This window comes from Sorangium sp. So ce327 (assembly GCF_051530205.1).
GTDB classification, from domain to species: domain Bacteria; phylum Myxococcota_A; class Polyangia; order Polyangiales; family Polyangiaceae; genus Sorangium; species Sorangium cellulosum_B.
The window spans coordinates 8784861-8808359 of record NZ_CP150330.1; the positions used below are offsets into that span (position 1 = coordinate 8784861).

Genomic DNA, 23499 nt, shown 5'->3' on the forward strand with positions numbered 1-23499 from the left:
CTACCGGAGGAAGCCGCCTCTGCGGAACACGCGAAGGATCAGCTCATCGAAGGGGACGGACACGTCCGCGCGGAAGTAGCTCACCTGCCGCGACGTGCAGAAGCGGCGGATCTCGTCGAGGTACTGCTCGTAGGCCTCGGCGTAGCGCTCGAGCACCTTGGGGGTCACCGTGACCTCGCGCTCGTCGCCGGTCTCGCAGTCGTAGACGCGCACGTCCCCGCGCAGCGCAGGCCGGGCCTCGCGCGCGTCGACGACGTGGAGCACGAACGGCTCGAACCGGTTGTACCGGAGGACGTTGATGCCGCGCTCGAAGCCCGCCGGATCGTAGAGATCGCTGAGGATCACGGCGAGTCCGCGCCGCTTGTGCTGCGCCACGAAGGTCTTCATCGCCTCGCCGAGGTCGGTCGGGCCCTCGGCGCGCGCCTGCCCGAGGAAGCGGAAGATCCTGAAGATGCGCGCCTTGCCGCGGGTCGACTGCATGCGCCCGCTGATCTCGTCGGTCGCGGTGACGATCGCGATGCGGTCGAGGTTGGCGAGCCCCACGTACGCCAGCGCTGCAGCGAGGCGCTTTGCGTGCCGCAGCTTCTCGCCGTCGCCGAACGCCATCGACGCCGACGTGTCGACGATGAAGTAGATCGAGAGGTCTTCCTCCTCCTCGTAGAGCCGGATGAGGAGCCGGTCGAAGCGCTGGTACGCGGCCCAGTCGAGGTACCGGAAATCGTCGCCGGGCGCGTAGTCGCGGTGGTCGGCGAACTCGACCCCGGAGCCGGTCTTCTTGGTCCGCCGCTCCGCGCGCATCGCCCCCGAGAAGACGCGGCGGCTCACCATCGCGAGGTAGTCGAGCTTGCGCTGGAACTCGTCGTCGAAGAGCTCCTCGTCGGGGGCGCTCGCGGAGAGCGCGGAGATGCGGCGCAGCGGCGCGGCGGCCCTCTTGAACGCGTCGAAGAGCCCCATGCTACCTTCGACGGCGCCTCATTTGCTCTCCGGAAGGTGCTTGAGGATCGCCTGCAGCACCTCGTCGGTCTTCACGCCCTCCGCCTCGCCCTCGAAGTTGAGCAGCACGCGGTGCCGGAGGGCGGGGAGCGCGCACGCGCGCACGTCGTCGACCGACGCCGCGAACCGCCCCTCGAAGAGGGCGCGGATCTTCGCGGCGAGCAGCAGCGCCTGCGCCCCGCGCGGCGACCCGCCGAACTTCACGAACCGCTTCACCTCGTCGAGGCTGCCTCCCTCGGCGGGGTGGGTGGCCTGGAGGAGCCGCACCGCGTAGTCCTGGACGTGCTTCGCCACGGGCACCTCGCGGACGAGCCGCTGCATGGCGATGATCCGCTCCTTGTTCAGGACCGGCCGCACCTCGATCGCGTCGGTGCCGGTCGTCCGCTCGAGGATCGAGTTCAGCTCGTCGCGGCTGGGGAACGGCACGTGCAGCTTGAAGAAGAACCGATCGAGCTGCGCCTCGGGCAGCGGGTACGTCCCCTCGCTCTCGAGGGGGTTCTGCGTCGCCAGGACGAAGAACGGCTCTTCCAGCGTGTAGCTCTGCCGCGAGACCGTGACCCGGTGCTCCTGCATGGCCTCGAGGAGCGCGCTCTGCGTCTTCGGCGTGGCCCGGTTGATCTCGTCGGCGAGGACGATGTTCGCGAAGATCGGCCCCTTGCGGAACGAGAACGACCGCTGCCCGCCCGCGTTCTCATCGATGACCGTGGTGCCGATGATGTCCGCGGGCATCATGTCGGGCGTGAACTGGATGCGCGAGAACTGGAGGTCGAGCGCCTCGGCCATGGTGCGGACGAGCATCGTCTTGCCGAGCCCCGGCACGCCCTCGAGCAGCGCGTGCGAGCCCGCGAGCATGCACGTGAGCACGCCGTCGACCACCTCGCGGTTGCCGACGATGACCTTCCCCACCTCCTCGCGCAGCTCTCCGATGCTCGCGCGGAACTCGTCCACCTCGGCCCGCGCTGCTTCCTTCGTCTTCTCAGCCATGACTTCCTGCTTCGCGCCCGCTGCCGCGGAGCGCCTGGTGAGGCGCGGTCGCGTTCGAGCCGCCGGCTCGACTCACTCGCGCGGCCTGATGAGCTGGAAATACCGGTTCACGTAGAACCGGTATCCATCAGGGATCTGATCCTTGTTGATCTGCTGCTCTGCGACCGTGTGATAGTCGGTGAAGACCTTCTTGTAGCCGGTCCCCTTGAAGCCCCGCTCGGCCGCGCTGAGGATCACCTCGCTGTTCGAGGGCCCTTGCTGCGTGTCGAGCCCCTGCGCCTGGACGTCCTGGGTCCCCATCTTCGGGTCGGTGCGCTTGCCCGCGACCTCGCCGCCGCGGCCGGAGCCGACGCCGTCACCCCCGGGCTGGTTGCCGCCGTTGCTGTTGCCCTGCCCGCTCCCCGGCCCCTCCTGCCCCTGCCCCTGCCCGCCGCCGGGCATCAAGATCTTCTTGCCGCCGGGCCCGATCACCAGCTCCTGCCCCTGGCCTTGCCCGCCCTTGCCCTGACCGCCTTGGCCTTGCTGGCCCTCCTGCCCTTCCTGCTCGCCGTCGCCCTGCCCCTGTTGGCCCTGCCCCTGCTGCTCCTCGCCGCCGCCCTGGCTGCCGCGCGCGCGCTTTCCGAAGCGGAGCATCCTGGCCATCCGCTGCTTGCCCCCCTGCCCTTGCTGGCGCACGAGCTCCCGGAGCTCCTCGAGCCGCTGGCGCAGCTCTTCCTTCTCCTGCTCGGACATCTCCTCCTGCTGCATCCGGTTGATGTCCTCGGCCGCCTGCTCGAGATCGTCCGCTGACATCCCGAGATCGCGCATCAGATCCTCGGCGGCCTTGGCGAGCTCGCGATCGAGCCGGTCGAGCTGGCGCCCGGTCCGCTCCTTCTGCTCGGCCTCGCGGTCGAGCCGCTCCAGCTCCCGCTCCTTCTTCTTGAGCAGCCTCTCCTGCTCGGATCTCTGCTGATCGTTCGCGGAGGCCTTCTGCTTCTGCTTGAGGAGCTGCTCGCGCGCCTCGGCGCGCTTCTCGTTGATCGCGGCGAGGGCCTCCTTGCGGCGCGACGCCGCCTCGGAGAGCGCCTTGCGCAGCCGCTCGATCTCGGCCTTGTCGAACTTCTGCTTCTTGTCGCGGAGCTTCTCGGCGAGCTCCTTCAGGTCCTTCTTCGCCTTCTCGAGATCCTTCTTCTCGAGGGACTCCCCCACGCCCTTCGCCAGGTCGCTCTTCTTGAGGTCGAGCCCCGTCTCCTTCAGCGCCTCTTCGAGCGCCTTCAGGTCGGCCTCCGCGCCCTTGAGGAGCTCTCGCTCGAGCGCCTCCATGCGGCGGAACGCCTCGGTGCGATCGAGGCGCTTGTTGGCGATGTCCTCGATGAGCTGGTTGAACCGCTCGACCGCGGACTTCATCTCCGGGCTCTGGTCCTGCCGATCGAGCGCCTTGGCCGCGTCCTTGAAGAGCTCGATGTCATCGGGCGACATGGTGAGCGCGTCGATGGTCGCCGCGACGGGCGCCTGCTTCCGCGGGGTGCGCACCTCCAGCAGCGCCACCGCCAGCACGCCGAGGCCCACCGCGGCGGAGGTCCAGAGCTCGCGAGGGAGCGCGAGCGGCGCGGCGCCGGCGGGGCGCAGCCCTGCGGCGTGCTCGCAGGCGTCGTCGATCGCCGCCTCCATCAGGGGGGTGCGCTGCGCTGCGGGCAGCGCGTCGAAGGCGAGCGCGATCGTCAGCCGGTCGTGGAGGCCGTGGTGCCGATCGAGGGCGATGGTGCCGGCGCGGGGAGGCAAGCGGCGCAGCATCGCCACGACGAGGGTGGCCAGCACGAGCAGCCCCGCGCCGAGGAGGAGCTGGCGCGCGCGCGGCTCGCCGAGGTACGCCGGGAGCGCCTTGTGCACCGCGAGCGTCCCGGCGGCGAGCGCGAGCGCGAGCGTCAGCGCGCTCGGCAGCGCGCGCAGCGCGCGCCCGAACCGCAGCCTCAGCTCGACCGCGAGCGCGGCGCTGCGAATGCGGTCCAGTTGCTTCGTGCGAGAGTCGCTCACGGTGCTCAGCGCTCCGGGCGCCCCCCGCGGGGGCCCTCGAAGGGGAAACGTCGCAGCATTGTACCTGCTGACGGGTCAGGCGCCCGAAAGTTCCTGGGAGGCTCCGCGCGACGTACGTGGGAGGCTGCGCGCGACGTTACGAGGGAATGACGCGCGGCGAGCCCTGATGATTCCCGTGCGGGGCAGCCTCTGCGCTCAGCGCGCTGCAGGCCTGGATGCGAGCTGCCGGTGGTGGGTGGGGGTCTTCCCTCCGAACGCTGATCGGACGGCTCCTCTGCGCCCGGCTTGGCGGCGGCACGCGTACGTTGCGTGCGAACAAGGTGACGGGCCGCTGCGCACAGCGCCCGCCTCGGAGGGGATCACTTCATCGACTTCTTCTTGGACGCCGCCTTCGTGGCGGCCGGCTTCTTCGCCGCGACCGGCTTCTTCGCCGCCTTGGCGGCCGGCTTCTTCGCCGCGACCGGCTCCTTCGCCGCCTTGGCGGCCGGCTTCTTCGCCGCGACCGGCTTCTTCGCTGCCTTGGCGACCGGCTTCTTCACCGCCTTGGCGGCCGGCTTCTTCGCCGCGACCGGCTTCTTCGCTGCCTTGGCAGCCGGCTTCTTCGTCGCGACCGGCTTCTTCGCAGCCTTGGTGACCGGCTTCTTCGTCGCGGCCGACCGCTTCGCAGCCGCACTGCTCGCCGTGGCGCCGTTTGCCGCCGACTTCTTCGCCCCCGTCGCCCGCTCTCTGGAAGACGGCTGCGCCGCGGCTTCACGCTCTTCGCCAACCGCGCTCGTCTGACCCCTGGCGCCGTTCGCATCAGGAACCTGCTTCGCATAACGCGCGAGCGTCTCGCGCACCCGCGCGTCCAGATCCGTGAAATCGAACGGCTTGTTCAACCAGGCGTCCGCGGCGAAGAGCGGCGAGGTCATCTCGTTCAGGTTCTCGCCGATCCCGGTGAGCATGATGACGCCGGTGTTCGCGAACGGCCGTCCGTCGGACGTGTCGCTCTTCAGCCGCTTGCAGATCTCCCAGCCGCTCATGCCGGGCATCATCACGTCCAGGATCACCAGATCCGGCTGGTGTTCGCGCGCGAGCTCCCAGGCGGCATCGCCCTCGGAAGCCTCGATCACAGAGAACCCTAGGTTCCTCAGGTGACGCGCGACGAGGCTCAACATCGCCGGTTCGTCTTCGGCCACCAGCACACGGGGCGGCATCGTGCTCGCGGAAGGCATCGTGGATGCGGATGAGAGTACGTGCGCGCGAACCGGTCAAGAGAGAACGAGAGCGCGCGGCCGCGGCGAGCGCTCTTCGTCGTCGCCGCCCGTTCGCCGCCCTCCCGAGCGACCCCGAGCACCCGGGAGGACGCGCTCACGCGGCGCGCGCGAGGGCGATCTTTTCCGTCTGCCCCGCCGCATAGAAGCGTCGCAGCGCCGCCAGCAGCTCGGCGTGACGCCCGTGGCGGGCAAACTCGGCCTCGAGTCGGCCCGCGAACCGCGCCGCCAGATCGTTCGCGATCCGGTAGCGATCGCCGGTCTCCGTGCCCGGGGGATCCATGAAGGTGACCCGCTCGAAGAGATGGGCGCGGATCCGCGCGGCACGCTCGGGCTCGAAGCGCCCCGCCCCGGGTGGGGCCGCCTCGTGGCGGCGCCGGAGCGGCGGGCCTGGCGGCTCGACCTCGTCAGCCAGATCGCCATAAACGAGCAGCACGTATTTGTCGACCTCGGCCTGGAGCTCGAGCTCGAGCTGGGTCGCCGGCAGCTCCCTGCGGGCCCGCTCGGCCACATAGAGGAAGTGGCTCACGCCCTCGACGATCTGGCAGATCTCGTCGAACGTCCGCTCTCGCCCCCGCGTGATCGCCCGGCGGGGCAGGTGCAGCGCGATCTCGATATCCCCGTCGGCGTGCCGGATCAGCAGCGCTTCGCGTGCGCTGCCGTCCGTCAGCCGGATGAAATCGTCGACCGCGGGCGCGTCATCGAGCGCATAGGTGCGGGCCAGGTGCTCCTGGATCCGGGACGGGAAGGTCGCCCCCCGCATCAGTTGAGCCCGCCCGTACCACGGCTCGGCACGAGCCCTCGTGCTCCGAGCTCATCCGCGAGGCGGCTCGATCCCGTACGAACCCAGCGCTCGTACAGCCGGAGCACCGAGCGCTCGTCCCGAGCCCCGGACGCGAGCGTACCGTCGGCCACATCGTTCAGGACGCTCACGAACCGCTCGAATTTCTCGGCCATCTCCGAAAGAACATCGGGCCCCTGGCCGACGCGCGCATTGAGGCGCAGCATAGCGGCCGCATGGTGGTAGGCGGTCGACCCGACCCCGACCACGTAGCCGCGATCGACCCCCTTCAGCTCGATGTGGCCGCCGAAGAAACCGACCACGTAGAGGACGCTGTCTCCCAGGTTACGCAGCCGCTGGAAGCGCTCGGCTCCGGAGGCTTCCAGCGCGTCGCGCAGAAGAAAGGTCAGGGGCTGGTTGAAGGCAGACTCGGCATGCTCGTCCGGGTGAGCAAAAGCACAGAGCAGACCGACGAGGTAACTCGACGCCGCCTCGGTTACGGCGACGTTCCGAACTCGGAGCGCCTCGTCCACAACCTCCTGGAAATAGCGGGTCATGCTCGGGGAGAGAGAGATCGCTTGGCTCACAGCGGCACCTCACTTATGCGGGTGCCCTGGATACCGACGTAACCCGGGCCACCGCGCGCTCAGGTCAACCAGACACGTCCTGACGGCCTCCCTGGGGCTGGAGACCCTGAGGGCATCGCGTCACTGTGCTGCCGCAGCTTTGCCCTCATAAGCGCATTTTAGCCGAGGGGCTCCGCCGGGCCCAGCCTTGCGCCACGCACCTTCCCCTGCAATCTCCAGAACTTACAGCCACCTCTGCGCCTGGCTGCCAACGCGCAAAGTGCCGGCCTGGGGCCACTCTTGACACCCTCCAGGGGGTGGCTATCTTCCGCGCGCTCGCTAGCACTCGCCACAGGTGAGTGCTAGCAAAGTGCCCAGACTGCAATCGTAGGGGGCCTTCCGGCGCGCTCATTCGCGCCGGCTGGGTCTCACCGTTCGTGGGACGCGGCGCTCGTCCCCGGAGGACTTGCAAAGATGAAGATTCGACCGCTCCAGGACCGCGTGATCGTTCAGCGCGTGAAGGAAGAAGAGAAGACCAAGGGAGGTCTCTACATTCCGGACACCGCGAAAGAGAAGCCCATCGAGGGGACCGTCGTCGCCGTCGGCAACGGCAAGGTCGCCGAGGACGGTACCGTGCGGAAGCTCGACGTCAAGGAGGGCGATCGCGTCCTCTTCGGCAAGTACTCGGGCACCGAGGTCAAGATCGACGGCGAGGAGCACCTCATCCTCCGCGAGGACGACATCCTCGGCGTGATCGAGAAGTGACGCGGGCGACAGAAGGAACTTAGGAGAGACACCATGGCAGCCAAGGAAATCATCTACAACGAGTCCGCCCGCAGCATGATCCTCGCGGGGGTCAACGCCCTCGCCGACGCGGTCAAGGTCACCCTCGGCCCGAAGGGGCGCAACGTCGTCATCGAGAAGAGCTTCGGCTCGCCGACGGTCACCAAGGACGGCGTCACGGTCGCCAAGGAGATCGAGCTCGAGAACCGCTTCGAGAACATGGGCGCCCAGATGGTCCGCGAGGTCGCCTCGAAGACGAGCGACATCGCCGGCGACGGGACGACCACCGCGACGGTGCTCGCCCAGGCGATCTACCGCGAGGGCTCCAAGCTCGTCGCGGCCGGGCACAACCCGATGGAGATCAAGCGCGGCATCGACAAGGCGGTCGAGGCGATCGTCGAGCACCTCCGCAGCTCCGCCAAGCAGACCAAGGACGCGAAGGAGATCGCGCAGGTCGGCACGATCAGCGCGAACGGCGACGAGACGATCGGCAAGCTCCTCGCCGACGCCATGGAGAAGGTCGGCAAGGAGGGCGTGATCACGGTCGAGGAGGCCAAGAGCGCCGACACGACCCTCGACGTGGTCGAGGGCATGCAGTTCGACCGCGGCTACCTCTCGCCGTACTTCGTGACCGATCCCGAGGCCATGAAGGCGAACCTCGAGGACTGCTACATCCTCATCTCGGAGAAGAAGATCTCCAACATGAAGGACCTGCTCCCGGTGCTCGAGGCGATCGCCAAGAGCCAGAAGCAGCTCCTCATCATCGCCGAGGACGTCGAGGGCGAGGCGCTCGCGACCCTCGTCGTGAACAAGCTCCGCGGCACGCTGCACTGCGCGGCCGTCAAGGCGCCGGGCTTCGGTGACCGCCGCAAGGAGATGCTGAAGGACATCGCCACCCTGACGGACGGCCAGGTGATCGCGGAGGAGCTCGGCCTCAAGCTCGAGAACGTCACGATCAGCGATCTCGGCCGCGCGAAGACGGTCCTCATCGACAAGGACAACACCACGATCGTCGGCGGCCAGGGCAAGAAGGACAAGATCAAGGCTCGGCAGCAGGAGATCCGCGCTCAGATCGAGAACACGACGAGCGACTACGACCGCGAGAAGCTCCAGGAGCGGCTCGCGAAGCTCGTGGGCGGCGTCGCGGTCGTCAAGGTCGGCGCTGCGACCGAGACCGAGATGAAGGAGAAGAAGGCCCGCGTCGAGGACGCGCTCCACGCGACCCGCGCGGCCGTCGAGGAGGGCATCGTCCCGGGCGGCGGCGTGGCGCTCATCCGCGCGCAGAGCTCGCTCGAGAAGCTCAAGGTCAACGACGAGCAGCGGTTCGGCGTGAACATCATCCGCCGCGCCATCGAGGAGCCCCTCCGCCAGATCTCGGCCAACGCCGGGGAAGAGGGCTCGATCGTCGTGCAGAAGGTGCGCGACGGCAAGGACTCGTACGGCTACAACGCCGCGTCGGGCGACTACGGCAACCTGCTCGAGATGGGCGTCATCGATCCGGTCAAGGTCGTCCGGTCGGCGCTCCAGAACGCGGCCAGCGTCGCCAGCCTGATGCTCACCACCGAGGCGCTCATCGCTGAGCGGCCGAAGGAGGAGAAGCCGGCGGCTGGTGGCGGCCACGCGGGCCACGGCCACGACTTCTGATCGCGACGCGCCGCGCTGACCGCTAAGCCCGGCGGGCGAGGGCCGGCTTCCTCCTCAGGAAGTCGGCCCTTCGCCATTTCGACTTCCGGCGGGCCGCGGCGCATGATCTGATCCGGCGCAGGTTCGCGATGAGCACCCTGACTACCGAGCGCCTGGCGCTCACCCCGGTCTCGCTGCCCCTGCTCGAGGCGGTCATCCGCGGAGATCGCGCCGAGGCCGAGGCCCTGTCCGGCGCGCGCTTCCCTGGCGCCTGGCCCGGGCGCGCGCTCGTCGAGCGCGCCTTCAGCTCGCCGCTCGACCGGCTGCGCGACGATCCAGAGGCATTCCTGTGGGGCACGCGGCTGATGGTGACGCGCGGGCAGGAGGAGCGCGTCGTCGTCGGCAGCGTGGTGCTGAACGGCCGGCCCGACGCGACCGGCACGGTGGAGATCGGCTACGGCGTCGAGGGCAAGTCCCAGGGCCAAGGCTACGCGACGGAGGGGTCGCGCGCCGTCCTGCACTGGACGATGCAGCAGCCGGGCGTGAGGCGCGTCATCGCGACCACGCCGGCCTGGCACCGCGCGTCGCTCCGGGTGATCGAGAAGCTCGGGATGCGCCCTGCTGGGACGCTCGATCACGACCTCCTGGGCGAGCTCCTCGTCTTCGAGCGCTACCCCGAGTAGCGCCCCTCCGTCCACGGACGGGGGCCCGCGCGGCGGCGTGAGCCGCTCACCCTCCTGCGCGGCTCACGCCGCCGCGCGGGTCGCGCCGCCGGGCCCACTCGCACAGGGTCATGCCCGCCGCGATCGCCACGGGGTACGAGTGGTTGATCCCGTACATGGGGATCGCGATCACGTCCTCGCACGCGTCGAGCAACGCCTGCGGCAGCCCGTCATCCTCGCTGCCGAAGAGGAACACGAGCCCGCGGGGGAACGGCGCCTCCCAGAGGGTGCGCCGCGCGTGATCGCGCTCCACGCCGATGAGCGGGCGGCCGCGCGCCGCTTCGAGGAAGCTCGCCTCGTCGGGGCACTCGACGATGGTCTCGTACTTCTGCATGCCCATCGAAGCGCGCTCGTAGTAGGGCTCGGTCCCGATCAGGAAGATCTCCCGCACCAGGAACGAGTGCGCGACGCGGATGATGGCGCCGATGTTGAACGGGTTCTTCGCGCGGCAAACGGCGATGGAGAAGTCGTTCCGCAAGGGGGCGAGCTCTTCGCGGATCTCCCGGGTGGTGAGCCCGAAGGGCGGGATCTTCACGGCGCGCTGGCTCCCCTACTCGGCGGCGAAGCGATCGAACAGCGGATAGATGGGCCCCTCGTGGACCCTGATCCGCTCGGTCGTGCCCGTGGCGTGCTTGACCAGGAGCACGAGCCCGGCGCGCGGCACGGCGTCGAGCGCGCCCCGGATCGCCGCGACGGACATGCGCCGCACTGGCTGCCCGGCGATCTCCAGCACCTCGTCGTCCTTGCGGAGCCCGGCGCGCTCTGCAGGCCCGCCCTCCATGGTCCGCGAGATGAATGCGGAGCCGGAATGCAGCTGGTACCAGAGGCCGAGGCCGAACTTGGCGTGCGCCGGCTGGAACGCGAGCGTGAGCGAACCGCCCGCGTCGAGCTCGACGTCGATCTCGCCTGCGGCTCGGTGCGTATCGCTCGGACGGCCGATGTCGCGCACCCCGATCGGCTTGTCGATGAGCGGATTCGCTTCCCAGACCTCCACCCGGAGCCGGTCCTCGGGCAAGATCTCGAAGTTTCCGCTGGGTCCTTCGGGCCAGGTCGGCTCCAGCGTGTTCGCTTGCTCCGCCGTCCGAAAGATCTCCGCGCCGTTGACGAAGACGCGGACATAGGGGTCCGGGAGGTCACCGGCGCCGGAATCCCAGGCGCGGCCGTCCCGAGTGCGCTCCGGGATTCTCGCCCGGACGACACGCAGCCATCGGACGTTCTCGGGCGGCGGAGGATGCAGCTCCTGGTCTGAAGGAGGCTCGTGCAGGCGGGTCGAAAGCTCGGGATAGAGCGCCGAGCAGCCGCCCGCGGCGAGCGGCGTGCCACCTGCAGCGAGCAGCAGGATGAACGCGGGCAAGCAGAGCGATAGCGCGCGATGCCGTTGGAGGACCAAGATGGCGCCATTTTTGGCCGGAGCCGGCGTCAGCCGCAACTAAACCGTGCTATTTCGGGCGCCCATGCAGGATCAGCCCGTCATTGCTACCAGCGACCTCAGCGCGCACGTCGGCAGCACTGTCGTGCTCCGCGGATGGCTCTACAACAAGCGATCGAGCGGCAAGCTCCACTTCCTCGAGCTGCGCGACGGCTTCGGCACCGTCCAGTGCGTGATGGCGAAGAGCGACGTCGGCGACGAGGTCTTCGCGGCCGCCGACAAGGTCACCCAGGAGAGCGTGATCGATGTCGTCGGCGAGGTGAAGGCGCACCCGAAGCGCGCCGGGGTCTACGAGATCGCCGCGTCCGGCTTCCGCGTGCTCGGCCCCACCGCCGGCGAGTACCCGATCTCCCCGAAGGAGCACGGGACCGATTTCCTCATGGATCACCGCCACCTCTGGCTGCGATCGAAGCGGCAGCACGCGATCTTGCGCGTTCGTCACACCATCATCCAGGCCATCCGCGACTTCTTCGACGGGCGCGGGTTCACGCTCGTCGATGCGCCCGTCTTCACGCCGAACGCGTGCGAGGGGACGAGCACGCTGTTCCAGACCGACTACCACGGCGAGAAGGCGTACCTCACCCAGTCGGGGCAGCTTTACATGGAGGCGGCAGCGGCCGCGTTCGGGAAGGCGTACTGCTTCGGGCCGACGTTCCGCGCGGAAAAGTCGAAGACCCGCCGCCACCTGGCCGAGTTCTGGATGGTCGAGCCCGAGGTGGCGTTCATGGACCTCGCGGGCGACATGGACCTCGCGGAAGACTTCCTCTGCTTCATCGTCGAGCGGGTCCTTGAGCGGCGCCGCCCCGAGCTCGCGGTGCTCGAGCGCGACGTCGGGAAGCTCGAGGCCGTCAAGAAGCCGTTCCCGCGCATCCGCTACGACGAGGCCGTCGCCATCCTGAACGAGGCGCGCGCGGAGAAACGCAAAATGGCTGGAGAGGCCGAAATTCCGGATTTTCCCTGGGGAGAGGACCTCGGCGGCGAGGACGAGACGATCATCTCCGGCCGGTACGATCGCCCCGTCATGATTCACCGCTATCCGGCTCAGGTGAAGGCCTTCTACATGAAGCGCGATCCGACGGACGACCGGCTCGCGCTCTGCGTCGATGTCCTGGCGCCGGAAGGTTATGGAGAGGTGATCGGGGGCGGGCAGCGCGAGGATGATCTCGCCACCCTCGAGCGGGCAATCGAGGCGCATCGGCTGCCCCCCGAGGCGTTCGGCTGGTACCTGGATCTGCGCCGGTATGGCACCTTCCCGCATGCGGGCTTCGGGCTCGGCGTCGAGCGGAGCGTCGCCTGGATCTGCGGTCTACCGCACGTGCGCGAGACGATCCCGTTCCCGCGCATGCTGAATCGGCTCTCGCCTTAGTGCTGCGCGTCAGAGATCCTGCCGGAAATTCGGGGCGCCGCTTGGCAGCGCCTCGTTCACGGCGCGATGCGCCACGGCGCCGACGCGGCGGGCCGACGCGTGCGAGCGTGAAAGCGTGGGAGCAGGCGAGGCTAGCCGCTCCTCGCGCGCACCCACGCATCGGAATCGCGACGCTGTGCGAGGAGCGTGAGTAAGAGGTAACGCGATCGGCAAGCCCACGCCCACGCGACGCGCGACAACGGCGGGCAGTGTGGTCAGGCCGTGCCCGCGCCCCGCGTCGCCGCTGGGGATCCGTTTTTGCTCCGCTTGCAGGGCGACTCTGTCGTATCAAGAAAGCATAGGGCGCAACCCGCGACCCACGCTCACTCGGCCGACCGACGGAGCCACCCCTGCTTGCAGATGAGGGAGCGCTCTACCGGCGAGCCGGACCCTGCCCCCGCCTCCCCGACCCAACTCGCGAGGACAAAGCTATGGCTCGTCTCGTCGGCTTTATCGGTAACCGTCCGGATCTCGGCGCGCGTGCGATCGAGCTCGAAGAACGTGCCCTCACGGTTCGCCGAAGGGAGGGCGTGATCCCTGGCTGGGGGGTCGGCTTCTACCAGGGAGGAGAGATTCTCCTCAAGCGCCGGCCGATCGACGATCGACCGGAGATCAGCCTGGCCGACATGACCAAGGACGTGCGCGCCGACATCCTCGTGGCGCATGTCCGGGCTGCGACCGTCGGCAGCCTGCGCACCGAGAACACGCACCCGTTCCGTTATCGGCAGTGGCTGTTCGCCCACACGGGCACGGTCGAAGGGTTCGCCCGCCTGCGGAACCAGCTGAGCGACTCGCTGCCGCAGTTTCTCCAGCGCGACGTTCGCGGCGAGACGGACAGCGAGCTCCTCTTCCACCTGTTCCTGTCCTTCCTCCACGACAGCGGCCAGCTCGATCGACCCAACGTGGACGCGGCGAGCGCGCGGACGGCCCTCCGGTCCTCCATCGCGCTCGTGGACCGGCTCTGCGCGGAGGAAGGGGCGGGGCCGAGCGCGATGAACATCGTGGTCACGAACCCCGAGTACCTGCTCGCCGCCCACGGCGGCACGTCGATGGCGTACCGCATCTACCAGGGCAGCGAGGACATGGAGCGGCTCCTCAGCGACGGCGGGTTGGGCCGAATGCGCATGCCCGACTATGCCGCGAGCCGGTTGACGCTCGTCGCGTCGGACTTCGATGACGACCAGGCCCCCGCGGGGTGGACCCACGTCGGCGAGCGTGCGATCGTGACGTTCACCCGCGCCGATGCTCCCGCGATCGAGCCGATCTGAACGCCCGGAGGGCCCGCAGGAGGCCAGGGCCCATGCGCCGCCGGCCGGCGCTCCGGACGCCTCTCGGCCGTCGCGAGCGTGTTCGTCGCTGCTCGTCGCCGTGATCACGGGCGGGTCGCTCCTGGGGTGCGGCCGCGGAGGACCGGCCTCCTTTCCCACCGCCGCCGAGCTCTCTGACGAGCGCCGCCGCCCCGACGGCGTGGCGCTCGATCCGGCGAGCACCCCGCCGCCACCGACGAACCAGGCAGACGTCGAGGACAGCGTCGTGACCCTCCGGACGCCGCTCGGCATCGGCGCCGCGCTGGACGTCGTGGACGAGTTCTTCCGGCGGGTGGTCGCCGAGGACAGCGAAGCCTTGAGCGAGCTGCTGACGCGCGATGCCCTCGCGATCCACACCGGCTCGGGCGGATCGGGGCAGCCGCCGAGCGCCGGGCTCTGGTGGGAGCAGCGGTTCCGGCGACTCGATTACGGAAAGCTCGCCGGAGAGCCGGTCTATCGGGAGTCGGATCTCCAGATCTTCCGGGCCGAGGACGCGCTCGCGGCGCCGCACCACCCCGCGATCCAGCTCGAGACGCTCGATGACCAGGACGTCGTGATCCGCGTGCCGATCGCGACCGCGCGGGTCGCCACGGATCGCCTGCTCGGCGACGAGATCGTCGTCTGGCTGCGCCGCGACGGCCCGCGATTCAGGATCTATCGGCTGCTCGAGGACTTCCAGTTACAGTAGGCTTTGCGCTTGTGCCATATCTCCGACAAGATCGGGGCTCGATGAGCCGCCTCAAGATCGCGTTCGTGGGCTCCGGGGGAGCGGCGCGAGGCCTTGCGCACCTCGGCGTGCTGAAGGCTTGCGAGGAGCTGGGCATCCATCCCGAGATCTACGTGGGCGCGGGGGCGGGCGCGCTGGTCAGCGCGACGTACGGGCAAGACATCCCGCTCGATGTGCTGCTCGACGCCTACCGCCTCCCCTGGAGACGACGTCACCGCGGGCCTCGCCTCCACGTGTCGAGCTTCTTCGGAGCTCCCGCCCTGCGCGATCTGCTCGACCCGGGATACCTCTGCTCGGGGGTGTTCTCGATCGACAGGCTCGAGCGCTACGTGCGCCGGACGCTGCCGATCAACGACTTCCGGCAGCTACCGCACGCCGTCTACGTGACGGCGGTGGACGTGGACAGCGCCAAGCGCGTCGTGTTCGGCCCCGGCTACGACGAGGCCACGCCGATCAGCCAGGCGGTGGCCGCCAGCTGCTGCGTGCCCGGCCTGTTCCGGCCCTACCGCATCAACGGCCGCTATCACCTGAGCGGCGAGGTGATCCGGACGCTCTCCGCCGACGTGGCCGTGAATGCCGGCGCGAACATCGTGATCATCTCCAACATCTACCGTCCCGAGGAGCGCGACGAGTCGCAGCGCTCGATCGCGAGGAGCGGCGCGCCCAGCGTCGTCCGGCAGTCGCTCAGCATCCTTCTGGCCGAGAAGGAGCGCCGCGGCGTCGAGCTCCTCTCCAAGCTCTACCCGAACGTCACCTTCCTGGACGTGGCGCCCGCGATCGGCCGGTACAGCTACATGAACCGGTTCGCCGCCAAGCCGCTCGTCCTGCGCGGCTACCGCACCGCGCTCCGCATACTCGCCGCCGCGAAGGAGAAGGGCGTCTTCGATGCCCCCTCCTCCAAGAGCGCGCTGAACTAGAGCGGCGACCGACCGCTACATCCCCGCGACGATGCGGTACCCGTCCTGGTACTCCACCAGCTCCAGCCGGTTGTCGTCGACCTTGCGGCGCCACTCTTCGCCCTTGCCCCCCGGGATGCGGTAGCTCGCGCTGAAGGTGTAGTCGACGTAGATGACGTCATCGCCCTTGAGGACGCGCCGGTAGCGGATCTCGTAGCGGATGGCGCGAGCGTCCTGGAACTTGCCGGCGAGGTACGCGCGCAGGCCAGCGTAATCAAGGTCGTCCGCCGCATCGATGTTGCCGCCGTCCTCGTAGTACTTGGGCGACGCGAGCTTGAGCAGCTCGCCCACGTTCTTGCTCTCCACCGCGTTGCGATACTTCTCGCAGAACGAGATGATCTTGCGGTTGTCGTCGTTGTCCTCCACGTCTGTGTTCGGGATGTAGTGGGTCGCGCACCCGGCGAGGACGGCCGAAGCAACGACGAGGAGCGAAGCGACAGCTTTTGTTTGGCGGCAGAACATACGCGGGCAGGACAACGCTCGGGGGAAGCAGCTGATTCCAGCTGGGAACCTTGCCAGATCGAGGCGCGGATCGGCAAGCGAAGCGATCACGACCACCAAGGATGACGGGGACGGGCAGCCGCTACGCGTGCTCCTCGAGCCAGCGGAGCAGGGCGAGGTGGCCAACCGGACCCTCATGGTCGACAGGCAGGTCCGGATCGACCTTGCGCAGGCGCACTTCGTCGCCGGGATCCGCCTGCAGGAGGAGCGCGACCGCGCCGCTGGCGAGCGCGCGGTGCTGGGCGCCGGTGAGGCCGAGCAGCTCGCGCGCGACCGGCCCCGCGTCGTCGGCCGCGAGGACGACCATGCGGTCGGCGTCCGAGGACGCGACGAGCTCGGCCGCGGCACGGAGCGCCTCCAGCGCGCCGCCGAGCCCGGCGCCGACCGCGAAGCTCGGCCCGGTGAGCTGGTACGCGATGGCGCACTCGCCCGCGATCGCGTTCGGCGACGTCGCAGGGAAGAGGCGCGGCTCGACGAAGCGGGCTCCGCGGGCACGGCGGCGGGCGTCGTACACATCGTTGGTGTCGATCGTGGCGAGCGCGTGGCCCGCGACGATGCCAGCCCCCCGCAAGCGATCGGCGCCGACGATGGCGGCGAGGGCTGCCACCGCGGTCAGCCCGAGCCGGCAGAGCGCGTCGAGGCGCGCGAGGCGGTCGCGCGCGATGCCGGTCGCCTCGGCGAGGCGCCCGAGATCGGAGCCCGTCACGTGCGCGTGCGCGCGGAGAACCACGGCGCGCGGGCGCCGCGGGCGGCGCCCGCTGGCGGAGGACGTGAGCAAGAGGGCGGCGTTGGCGCCGCCGAACGCTGCCGAGAGCTTGAGCGCTGAAGAGAGCGGGCGGGGCTCGGCGCGCTCTAGCAGGTGAGCCGGCGCGTCGGGGTCGAGCTCGCCTTCGGAGGCCGCCGGTGGAGCGATGGACGCCTGGAGGGCGGCTGCTGCGGCGAGCGCCTCGAGCACGCCCGCGGCCCCGAGCGTGTGCCCTATCTGAGCCTTGAACGGGTGGACCACCGGCGGAGGCGCATCCGCGCCCGGCAGCGCGTCCGAGCCCTCCACGGCGCCGCGCGGCGAGAGCAGCGCGGCGATCGCGCGCGACTCCATCGCGTCGTTGTAAGGCGTCGCCGTGGCGTGGGCGCTGATCAGACCGACGCGCGAGGCAGGCCACCCGGCGTCGGCGAGCGCCGCGGCGCCGGCGCGCGCGAGCCCCGAGCCGGTTCGATCCGGGGCGGTGATGTGCACCGCGTCCGTGGACGCGCCGAAGCCGGCGACGCGGACGAACACCGGGGCGCCGCGGAGACGGTCCTCGCGGACGAGGGCGACGACGGCGGCGCCCTCGCCGAGCGCCATGCCGTCACGGCCGACGCGAAACGGGCGCGACCTGGACGCCGTCGTCGCGCGGAGCGCCTCGAAGCCGGCGGCGACGAAGATGCTGAGGGCGTCGTAGCCACCGGCGAGCACGAGATCGCAGGCGTCGCGATCGAGCCAGCGGAGACCGAGGCCGATCGCCAGGGTGCTCGCCGCGCACGCCGCGAGCAGGTGCGTGCGCAGCGGGGTCCGCTCGAGCCCGAACGCCGCGAGCGCGTCGTTGAACGGCGCGAAATACGTCGCGCGCGAGGCCAGCGCGGCGAGCGATCCGGCGTCGGCGCCCTCGGCGCGGGCGGCGAAGAACCGCTCCGCGGTGAGCATGCCGCCGCTGGAGGTGCCGAGGGCGATGCCGATGCGCTCGCCACGAAAACCCGGACGCACGCCCTCCAGCGCCGCGAGGGTCTGTGAGAGCGCCGCCTTCAGCAGGTCCGTGGCGCGATCGGCGCATGGATCAACGCCGAGCTCCGCCGGCGCGCGCGCGGCGAAGGGCCGCAGCAGGCCGGCGCGAGCCAGCTCCGCGTCGCGCGCGATCGCGACAGGCGCAGGCTCGCCAGCCCGAGGGACGCGGTAGGCGAGAGGGCCGAGGCCGAGCGCCGAGACAGCGCCCGAGGCGATGACGCAGGCGTCGCTCATGAGCCGCCCCCCGGCCGGAGCGCGTCGGGATCGACGAACGCGCGCGGATCCGGCGCGCGATCCCGCTCCTCGGCCTCGCAGATCACCGTGATGAGCAGCCCGGTCGAGGCCTGCGCGTAACGGACGTTGCCGCAGCCCATGCCCTCGGCGATCACGACCTCCTCGTCGAGCCGCCGCCGGCGGGCGCCCTCCGCCGTCGACCATGTGGTGCGGCGCGCGCCGATCACGCCTCGGTCGTTGACCCGCAGATCGATCACGGCGTCGCCGTCGCGCAGGACGAAGGAATCCGTGCTCTCGGCGCGCGAGTACCAGAGCAGCGTCCCCGCCGCCGGGTGGAGCATCCACCAGCGCAGGAAATCTACCGGCAGACCGCGGCGCGCAGCCCGCGGCGTCGAGGCGTCGCCGCGCCTCAGCAGATCGAGCGCGGGAACGGCGAAACGGAAGCGATCGCCGCGGGCCCACAGGTCGAGCGCGGTGGTGCCGCCCGGGCCGAGGAGGATCATCCGCAGCGCGCCCTCGGGCTCGAGGATGTCGCCCACCGCCGCGCGTGCGCGCCCTTCGATCGCCGGCGGGGCGACCGCGATCGCGCCGCGCGCCTCGAGCACGTGGCCTGTGCGCGGCTCCCGCAATGCCAGGCGGACGCGGAGCGTGCGCGGGCCAGCCCCCTCGACCTCGCGGCGGAGGCCTGCGAGGCGCTCGCGCCCCGCTCGCCACGCGGAGGGGTCGAGCCGCGCGGCGGACGTGCCCGCCGATGGGCCAGGCAGGAGGCGCGCTAGCTCGGCGTCGAGCGCGCCGCCGCGCCGCGGGGCGCTCGCGGCGCAGGCAGGGAGGCTCGCGAGCAAGAACAGGAGGCGCCCGGCGCTGACGAGGCGCCGCGCACGACGGCGGGGAGCGGGCGGCGACGTCGTCACGCGTCGCCGGGAGCGACCAGCAGGATGGCGTATCCCCGGTCGGGTGCGCCGCCCACGACGAGCACGCTCGCGAGGTCGCGGCTGGCGAGCGCCGCGACCGCCGCAGCAGCGGCGAACCCGCCGGCGCCCTCGTGATCACCTGAGCGCGACGCGAGCGTGGAGCGCCGCACCTCGGCCCACGGTGAGCCCTGCAGGCAGGCGACGAGGCGCTCCTCCTCCCGTCCGACGAACACGGCGGCTGGCGACGGGACGGTGGCCTGCGCTCGCAGGGCGACCTCTCCCGGAGCGCCGAGGCGCGCCGGCGCTGGCGCTCCCGCGAGCATCCCCACGCCGTCACCCCGCCAGGAGTTCCACCAGGACACCATCGCCACCGGGCGCGCCCCTCGCTCACGAACACGCGCGGCGCTCTCGAAGAGCAGCACGGCAGCGCCCTCGCTGCGGACACCGCTGCTGACGACCTGCGAGCAGATCGGACCGAGGCACCGCTCGATCATCGGGCTCGTCTCCTCGACGCTGCCCGCGGCGAGCGCCTCCCCCTCCCCGGCCGTGATGAGCTCGATGGCCGTGACCATGGCCGCCTCCGCGGTGGCTCCAAGATCGGCCATCGCGAACACCGGGCCACGGAGGCCCAGGTAGATGGAGGCATGCCCGACCGGCGACGAGGGGACCAGGTTCGGAAAATCGGCGGGGCTCGCGTACTTCGCGCCCTTGTCGTAGATGCGCCGCATGTAGGCGGTCGAGGCGTCGACGCTGCCAAAGGACGCGCCGACGATGGCGCCGGGCAGGGTGCGGCTCGGCGCGACGTCGGCTGCCGGATCGCCCGCGCCGGCCTCGGCCTGGACCGCACCACCGAGCCCGGCCTCCGAGAGGGCCGTGAGGATCGCGGCCGTCGTCAGCCGGCCAGCGCGGTCGAGCCGCCTCGCCCGCGCGAGATCGAGGTGCGCGGCCGCGTTGAAGGGGATGGCCCCTTCCGCTGGCGAAGGGCCAGGCTCGAGATACGCGGCGCCGCCGCGGGACGCGAGGACGCCGAGCGGGCCGATCGTCGCGGCCGCCGTCACGACGACCGAGCGCCGCCGGGGCGCGCTGCCGGCGTCGACCGGCGGTGGAAAACGGCCTGGCTGCGCGAGCACGAGCACGCTGTCCGTGCCGCCGAAGCCGAAGGAGTTCGACATCGCCGACCGGATCGGCGCCTCGCGCGCCTCCTTCAGGTGCACGAGCTGGCAGTCCGGATCGACCTCTTCGAGGCCGCCGGTCGGGGGCATCACGCCGCGCGCGATGGCGAGGGCGGTGATCGCGGCCTCGACCGCGCCCGCTGCGCCGAGCGTGTGCCCGATCTGCCCCTTCGATGAGGAGACGGCGATGCGGTTCACCTCGGGGCCGAGGCAGGCGCGCAGGGCGGCGCTCTCCATGACGTCGTTCAGCGGCGTCGCGGTGCCGTGCGCGTTGACGTAATCGAGATCCGAGGGCGTGAGCGCCGCGCACCGGAGAGCGTCGCGCATGACGCGCGCGGCGGTGCGCCCCTCGCGCTCGGGGTTGGTGATGTGATGGGCCTCGGCGCCGGTCGCCCATCCGCGGAGCTCGACGATCGGCTCCGCCCCGCGCGCGCGCGCGGCGTCCTCGGACTCGAGGAGCAGGAACGCCGCCGCTTCGCCGAGGTTCAGACCGGCGCGCCGCCGATCGAACGGGCGGCACGGCTCCGGATCGACGGCCGCGAGCGCGCCGAAGCCGGTGTACGTCAGCCGGCACAGGCCGTCGGCGCCCCCCGCGAGCACGCGGGTGGAGAGGCCGGCGCGGAGCCAGGCCGCGCCCAGCAACACGGCGTTCGCGCCGCTCGAGCAGGCGCTGCAGACGCTCCTCACCCGACGGAAAGGACCGACGGCCGCGCGGACGTGGTCGGCCGTCGAGGAGAGGGGATGCGAGAGCATCCGCTTCAGGGGGGCGATCGCGCTGGGGTCGTGCGACAGCCAGGCGAGCAAGTCCTCCGTCTCGAACATCCCGGCGGTCGTCCCGCCGACCACCAGGTCGACTGGGACGGCCCTCGGGTCGATGCCCGCGTGTCCGAGCGCCTCGCGGGCCGAGAGCACGGCCATCGCGTCGGTTCGAGACCACCCTTCCGCCTCGCCCGGCGGCGCGACCTCCTCGGGGGAGAGGTCGCGGACCTCCGCGGCGATGCGCCCGCGCGTCCCGGGGATCTCGAACAAGGAGAGCGGCGCGAAGGCCCGTTCTCCTGCGATGAGCCGGTCCATCGTCTCGCTCGCCCCGCGCGCCAGGGGCGAGACGACCCCGATGCCCGTCACCCAGATGCGCACGCCCGAACGGCTCTCTGCGGCGCGTTCACGCCGCCGCGGTCGACTTGACGATGTGGGCCACGAGCGCGTCCACCGATGCGAAGATCGGCCTCGCTTCGTCGCCCTCCGGGATGCGGACGCCGAAGCGCTCCTCCACGCTCATGGCGAGCTGGAGCGCGTCCAGCGAATCGAGGCCCAGCCCCGCGCCGAACAGCGGCGCGGCGTCGTCGATGTCGGCCGGCGTCTTCCCCTCGAGGTTCAGCTCCTCGACCATGAGTTCTTTTAATTTCTGCCGCACGTCCTGCGCGTTCATGAGCACGTCCCAGCGGGGTAGCACAATTCCGCGTCTTTCCACCAGGGGGCAGCGCTTTTTCTGACGGTTTGGTAAAGAGCGCCCATGGCCCTCGTCGACTACGCCACCTCTGCAGGCGTCGCGCTGCTTACGCTCAATGATCCGCCCGTCAACGGCTACACCCACGAGATGATGAAGGACCTCGACGCGGCCATCCTCGAGGCCCGCTTCGACAACGATGTCCATGTCATCGTCATCACCGGGCACGGCGAAAAGTTCTTCTGCGCAGGAGCGAACATCAACATGCTCCGCGAGTCGGATCCGACGTTCAAATACTACTTCTGTCTCCACGCGAACGAGACGTTGAGCCGCCTAGAGCACACGCCGAAGCTCTGCATCGCCGCGCTGAACGGCCACACGGTAGGCGGTGGTCTCGAGATCGCGATGGCCTGTGACCTCCGCATCGCCCGCAAAGGCGCCGGCAAGGTCGGCCTCCCCGAGGTCACGCTGGGCGTCCTTCCAGGCACCGGAGGCACCCAGCGCCTGGCCAGGCTCATCGGCAAGTCACGGGCGATCCAGCTGATGTGCGAGGGGCAGACGTTCGATTTCGAGACAGCGCTCGCGGTTGGCCTGATCAATGACGTCTGGGAGACGGCCTCCCATGACGAGTTCATGGACCGGATCCTCGCGTACAGCCACACGTTCACGCTGCCGGACCGCGCGGCGCTGGCGGTCGGGCGCATCAAGCGCGCCGTTCAGACGGGCTTCGAGGTAGGGCTCGAACAGGGGCTCGCCCTCGAACGAGAGCTCCAGGCCGAGCTGTTCACGTCGGAGGACGCCAGCGAGGGGCTCGCTGCGTACATGGAGAAGCGGAAGCCGGTGTTCCAAGGCAAATGAGCGCACGCCGCGGCCAATGCGCGCACGCCGCACGTCGCGCAATGCGCTGCCTCGCCCTTCTTCTCCGTGGGCAGCCGGATCGGATTGACGCCGCCTCGAATGTAGTAAAAATTACTTATTGCTGGTAACCTCGGAGGGTTGGACGATTTTCAAATCAGAGGGGGCTGCTGCACGTAAGTTCAGGCATGCAACAGCTTGTTGAGCATGGGCCCCTTCTGGAGCGGCCCAGCTTCGAGACCGTGTACACCGTCGGGCTGTCATTCCTCCGACAAGCGCTCCGCTGGCTCGGGGTGGCAGAGCGCGACGTCGACGACGTCCTCCAAGACGTCATGATCGCTGCGTATCACGCGCTGGATCGCTTCGATCCGAGGCGCTGCTCAGACGAGGCGCGCACCCGACATCCCCCCTGCGGCCACGCCTCAAGCCTGGAACGCGGGGCGCCACAAACGGCGAGCCCGCTCGGGGAGCCCCTTAGGCGCTGGCTGTTCGGCATCGCCTGGCGTCAGGTCGGCCACTATCGCGAGCGCGCCCACCGCCGCCGAGAGATCGCGGTCGGCGCCGGGGCGAGCTGGCCGTTCGAGCCCGCCGACCCCGGCTTGACCTCGGAACAGCTGCTCGCACGCGAGCAAAGCGGCCAGCTCGTCGGCAGGCTGCTCGGCGGGATCGACGCCGAGCGACGCGTGGTCTTGATCATGCACGATCTGCTCGATGTGACGACCGCCGACATCGCGCGCGACCTGGACGTGAAGGAGAACACGGTGCGCAACCGCCTCCGGCTGGCCCGCGAAGACTTCCGGGTGGCGGTGAAGCGCATGAACGCCGAGGACCGACGCGCACTCCACGATCCGCTGAGCCTCCAGGTCGCCGAGCGCTCCCGCGGGGCGGACGAAGAGTCGCTCATGAGCACCGCCAGGCTGATCCCGGAGGTGCCGGACGCTACCCGGCGCAGGATCTGGCTCGCCGTCATGCGCGCGATCGCCGAGGCGCACGCTGCGGGCCCGAGCGCCAACGCTTGCGCCGCGCCAGCTCCGTAGGCGACCGCCGCACGCACCGAAAGGAGGCCAGCGCAGCCGAG

General features: G+C 70.3%; 22 protein-coding genes. 9 read left to right on the forward strand and 13 right to left on the reverse strand.

Annotated features, from left to right (window positions below; translation table 11 throughout):
* From WME95_RS32740 to WME95_RS32765, 6 genes are all read right to left on the reverse strand, one after another.
* Positions 1 to 954 carry a DUF58 domain-containing protein gene (locus WME95_RS32740; RefSeq protein ID WP_437542928.1) on the reverse strand — a complete coding sequence of 318 codons (954 nt, stop codon included), beginning with the start codon at positions 952 to 954 and terminating at the stop codon, positions 1 to 3.
* Between the two features lie 18 nt (positions 955 to 972).
* Positions 973 to 1977: an AAA family ATPase gene (locus tag WME95_RS32745; RefSeq protein ID WP_437323898.1), complete on the reverse strand. Its 1005-nt coding sequence runs from the start codon at positions 1975 to 1977 to the stop codon at positions 973 to 975.
* A 72-nt stretch (positions 1978 to 2049) separates the two neighbouring features.
* Positions 2050 to 3990 carry a hypothetical protein gene (locus WME95_RS32750; RefSeq protein WP_437542933.1) on the reverse strand — a complete coding sequence of 647 codons (1941 nt, stop codon included), beginning with the start codon at positions 3988 to 3990 and terminating at the stop codon, positions 2050 to 2052.
* 359 nt (positions 3991 to 4349) lie between these two features.
* A complete protein-coding gene (locus WME95_RS32755) occupies positions 4350 to 5204 on the reverse strand; it encodes a response regulator transcription factor (RefSeq protein ID WP_437903283.1) in 855 nt (284 codons plus the stop codon).
* Positions 5205 to 5340: 136 nt separating this feature from the next.
* The gene (locus WME95_RS32760; RefSeq protein ID WP_437903284.1) at positions 5341 to 6006 is read right to left on the reverse strand and encodes a hypothetical protein; all 666 of its coding nucleotides are present in this window, start codon (positions 6004 to 6006) and stop codon (positions 5341 to 5343) included.
* Positions 6006 to 6611, reverse strand: a complete 606-nt coding sequence (locus WME95_RS32765) for a hypothetical protein (RefSeq protein ID WP_437542940.1) — start codon at positions 6609 to 6611, stop codon at positions 6006 to 6008. Before WME95_RS32765 ends, WME95_RS32760 begins: the two co-directional genes overlap by 1 nt.
* 453 nt (positions 6612 to 7064) lie before the next feature.
* Between WME95_RS32765 and groES the strand changes: the two genes are divergently transcribed.
* The 3 genes from groES to WME95_RS32780 all read left to right on the forward strand — a co-directional run bounded on the left by groES (position 7065) and on the right by WME95_RS32780 (position 9679).
* Positions 7065 to 7355: a co-chaperone GroES gene (gene groES, locus WME95_RS32770; protein ID WP_012238539.1), complete on the forward strand. Its 291-nt coding sequence runs from the start codon at positions 7065 to 7067 to the stop codon at positions 7353 to 7355.
* Positions 7356 to 7388: 33 nt separating this feature from the next.
* The gene (gene groL, locus WME95_RS32775) at positions 7389 to 9017 is read left to right on the forward strand and encodes a chaperonin GroEL (protein ID WP_437542942.1); all 1629 of its coding nucleotides are present in this window, start codon (positions 7389 to 7391) and stop codon (positions 9015 to 9017) included.
* Between the two features lie 128 nt (positions 9018 to 9145).
* The gene (locus tag WME95_RS32780) at positions 9146 to 9679 is read left to right on the forward strand and encodes a GNAT family N-acetyltransferase (RefSeq protein ID WP_437542945.1); all 534 of its coding nucleotides are present in this window, start codon (positions 9146 to 9148) and stop codon (positions 9677 to 9679) included.
* A gap of 46 nt (positions 9680 to 9725) precedes the next feature.
* On the opposite strand, the gene WME95_RS32785 is transcribed toward WME95_RS32780, so the two are convergent.
* Together WME95_RS32785 and WME95_RS32790 are read right to left on the reverse strand one after the other, a co-directional pair.
* Positions 9726 to 10253: a TrmH family RNA methyltransferase gene (locus tag WME95_RS32785; RefSeq protein WP_437542947.1), complete on the reverse strand. Its 528-nt coding sequence runs from the start codon at positions 10251 to 10253 to the stop codon at positions 9726 to 9728.
* A 15-nt stretch (positions 10254 to 10268) separates the two neighbouring features.
* Positions 10269 to 11108, reverse strand: coding sequence for a PDZ domain-containing protein (locus WME95_RS32790; protein WP_437903285.1), 840 nt, complete (start codon positions 11106 to 11108; stop codon positions 10269 to 10271).
* Positions 11109 to 11172: 64 nt separating this feature from the next.
* Here WME95_RS32790 and asnS point away from each other — a divergent pair, with 64 nt between their 5' ends.
* The 4 genes from asnS to WME95_RS32810 all read left to right on the forward strand — a co-directional run bounded on the left by asnS (position 11173) and on the right by WME95_RS32810 (position 15503).
* Positions 11173 to 12513: an asparagine--tRNA ligase gene (gene asnS, locus WME95_RS32795; protein WP_437903286.1), complete on the forward strand. Its 1341-nt coding sequence runs from the start codon at positions 11173 to 11175 to the stop codon at positions 12511 to 12513.
* 569 nt (positions 12514 to 13082) lie between these two features.
* The gene (locus WME95_RS32800; RefSeq protein WP_437542954.1) at positions 13083 to 13820 is read left to right on the forward strand and encodes a class II glutamine amidotransferase; all 738 of its coding nucleotides are present in this window, start codon (positions 13083 to 13085) and stop codon (positions 13818 to 13820) included.
* A gap of 100 nt (positions 13821 to 13920) precedes the next feature.
* Entirely contained in the window at positions 13921 to 14547 is a 627-nt protein-coding gene (locus WME95_RS32805; protein ID WP_437903287.1) for a hypothetical protein, read from the forward strand.
* A gap of 41 nt (positions 14548 to 14588) precedes the next feature.
* Positions 14589 to 15503, forward strand: coding sequence for a patatin-like phospholipase family protein (locus tag WME95_RS32810; RefSeq protein ID WP_437740306.1), 915 nt, complete (start codon positions 14589 to 14591; stop codon positions 15501 to 15503).
* A 15-nt stretch (positions 15504 to 15518) separates the two neighbouring features.
* Here the strand turns inward: WME95_RS32810 and WME95_RS32815 are convergent, their stop codons facing one another.
* The 5 genes from WME95_RS32815 to WME95_RS32835 form a co-directional block, all read right to left on the reverse strand.
* Positions 15519 to 16004: a hypothetical protein gene (locus WME95_RS32815; protein ID WP_437709102.1), complete on the reverse strand. Its 486-nt coding sequence runs from the start codon at positions 16002 to 16004 to the stop codon at positions 15519 to 15521.
* 121 nt (positions 16005 to 16125) lie between these two features.
* Positions 16126 to 18036, reverse strand: a complete 1911-nt coding sequence (locus WME95_RS32820) for a beta-ketoacyl synthase N-terminal-like domain-containing protein (protein ID WP_437903288.1) — start codon at positions 18034 to 18036, stop codon at positions 16126 to 16128.
* Entirely contained in the window at positions 18033 to 18947 is a 915-nt protein-coding gene (locus tag WME95_RS32825) for a hypothetical protein (protein ID WP_437903289.1), read from the reverse strand. The genes WME95_RS32820 and WME95_RS32825 overlap by 4 nt, the downstream gene beginning before the upstream one ends.
* Positions 18944 to 21256, reverse strand: coding sequence for a beta-ketoacyl synthase N-terminal-like domain-containing protein (locus tag WME95_RS32830; RefSeq protein WP_437903290.1), 2313 nt, complete (start codon positions 21254 to 21256; stop codon positions 18944 to 18946). Before WME95_RS32830 ends, WME95_RS32825 begins: the two co-directional genes overlap by 4 nt.
* A 25-nt stretch (positions 21257 to 21281) precedes the next feature.
* Entirely contained in the window at positions 21282 to 21548 is a 267-nt protein-coding gene (locus WME95_RS32835; protein ID WP_044969499.1) for a phosphopantetheine-binding protein, read from the reverse strand.
* A gap of 84 nt (positions 21549 to 21632) precedes the next feature.
* Between WME95_RS32835 and WME95_RS32840 the strand changes: the two genes are divergently transcribed.
* Together WME95_RS32840 and WME95_RS32845 are read left to right on the forward strand one after the other, a co-directional pair.
* Positions 21633 to 22424 carry an enoyl-CoA hydratase/isomerase family protein gene (locus WME95_RS32840; protein WP_437903292.1) on the forward strand — a complete coding sequence of 264 codons (792 nt, stop codon included), beginning with the start codon at positions 21633 to 21635 and terminating at the stop codon, positions 22422 to 22424.
* Positions 22425 to 22609: 185 nt separating this feature from the next.
* Entirely contained in the window at positions 22610 to 23458 is an 849-nt protein-coding gene (locus WME95_RS32845; RefSeq protein WP_437903293.1) for an RNA polymerase sigma factor, read from the forward strand.
* Positions 23459 to 23499: the final 41 nt, after the last annotated feature.

What these genes read in the sequence shown, in the direction of transcription:
- WME95_RS32740 (WP_437542928.1), bottom strand. Translation starts at nt 954, where the DNA reads ATGGGGCTCTTCGACGCGTTCAAGAGGGCCGCCGCGCCGCTGCGCCGC.
- WME95_RS32745 (WP_437323898.1), bottom strand. Translation starts at nt 1,977, where the DNA reads ATGGCTGAGAAGACGAAGGAAGCAGCGCGGGCCGAGGTGGACGAGTTC.
- WME95_RS32755 (WP_437903283.1), bottom strand. Translation starts at nt 5,204, where the DNA reads ATGCCTTCCGCGAGCACGATGCCGCCCCGTGTGCTGGTGGCCGAAGAC.
- WME95_RS32760 (WP_437903284.1), bottom strand. Translation starts at nt 6,006, where the DNA reads ATGCGGGGGGCGACCTTCCCGTCCCGGATCCAGGAGCACCTGGCCCGC.
- groES (WP_012238539.1), top strand. Translation starts at nt 7,065, where the DNA reads ATGAAGATTCGACCGCTCCAGGACCGCGTGATCGTTCAGCGCGTGAAG.
- groL (WP_437542942.1), top strand. Translation starts at nt 7,389, where the DNA reads ATGGCAGCCAAGGAAATCATCTACAACGAGTCCGCCCGCAGCATGATC.
- WME95_RS32780 (WP_437542945.1), top strand. Translation starts at nt 9,146, where the DNA reads ATGAGCACCCTGACTACCGAGCGCCTGGCGCTCACCCCGGTCTCGCTG.
- asnS (WP_437903286.1), top strand. Translation starts at nt 11,173, where the DNA reads ATGCAGGATCAGCCCGTCATTGCTACCAGCGACCTCAGCGCGCACGTC.
- WME95_RS32810 (WP_437740306.1), top strand. Translation starts at nt 14,589, where the DNA reads ATGAGCCGCCTCAAGATCGCGTTCGTGGGCTCCGGGGGAGCGGCGCGA.
- WME95_RS32815 (WP_437709102.1), bottom strand. Translation starts at nt 16,004, where the DNA reads ATGTTCTGCCGCCAAACAAAAGCTGTCGCTTCGCTCCTCGTCGTTGCT.
- WME95_RS32820 (WP_437903288.1), bottom strand. Translation starts at nt 18,036, where the DNA reads ATGAGCGACGCCTGCGTCATCGCCTCGGGCGCTGTCTCGGCGCTCGGC.
- WME95_RS32835 (WP_044969499.1), bottom strand. Translation starts at nt 21,548, where the DNA reads ATGAACGCGCAGGACGTGCGGCAGAAATTAAAAGAACTCATGGTCGAG.
- WME95_RS32840 (WP_437903292.1), top strand. Translation starts at nt 21,633, where the DNA reads ATGGCCCTCGTCGACTACGCCACCTCTGCAGGCGTCGCGCTGCTTACG.
- WME95_RS32845 (WP_437903293.1), top strand. Translation starts at nt 22,610, where the DNA reads ATGCAACAGCTTGTTGAGCATGGGCCCCTTCTGGAGCGGCCCAGCTTC.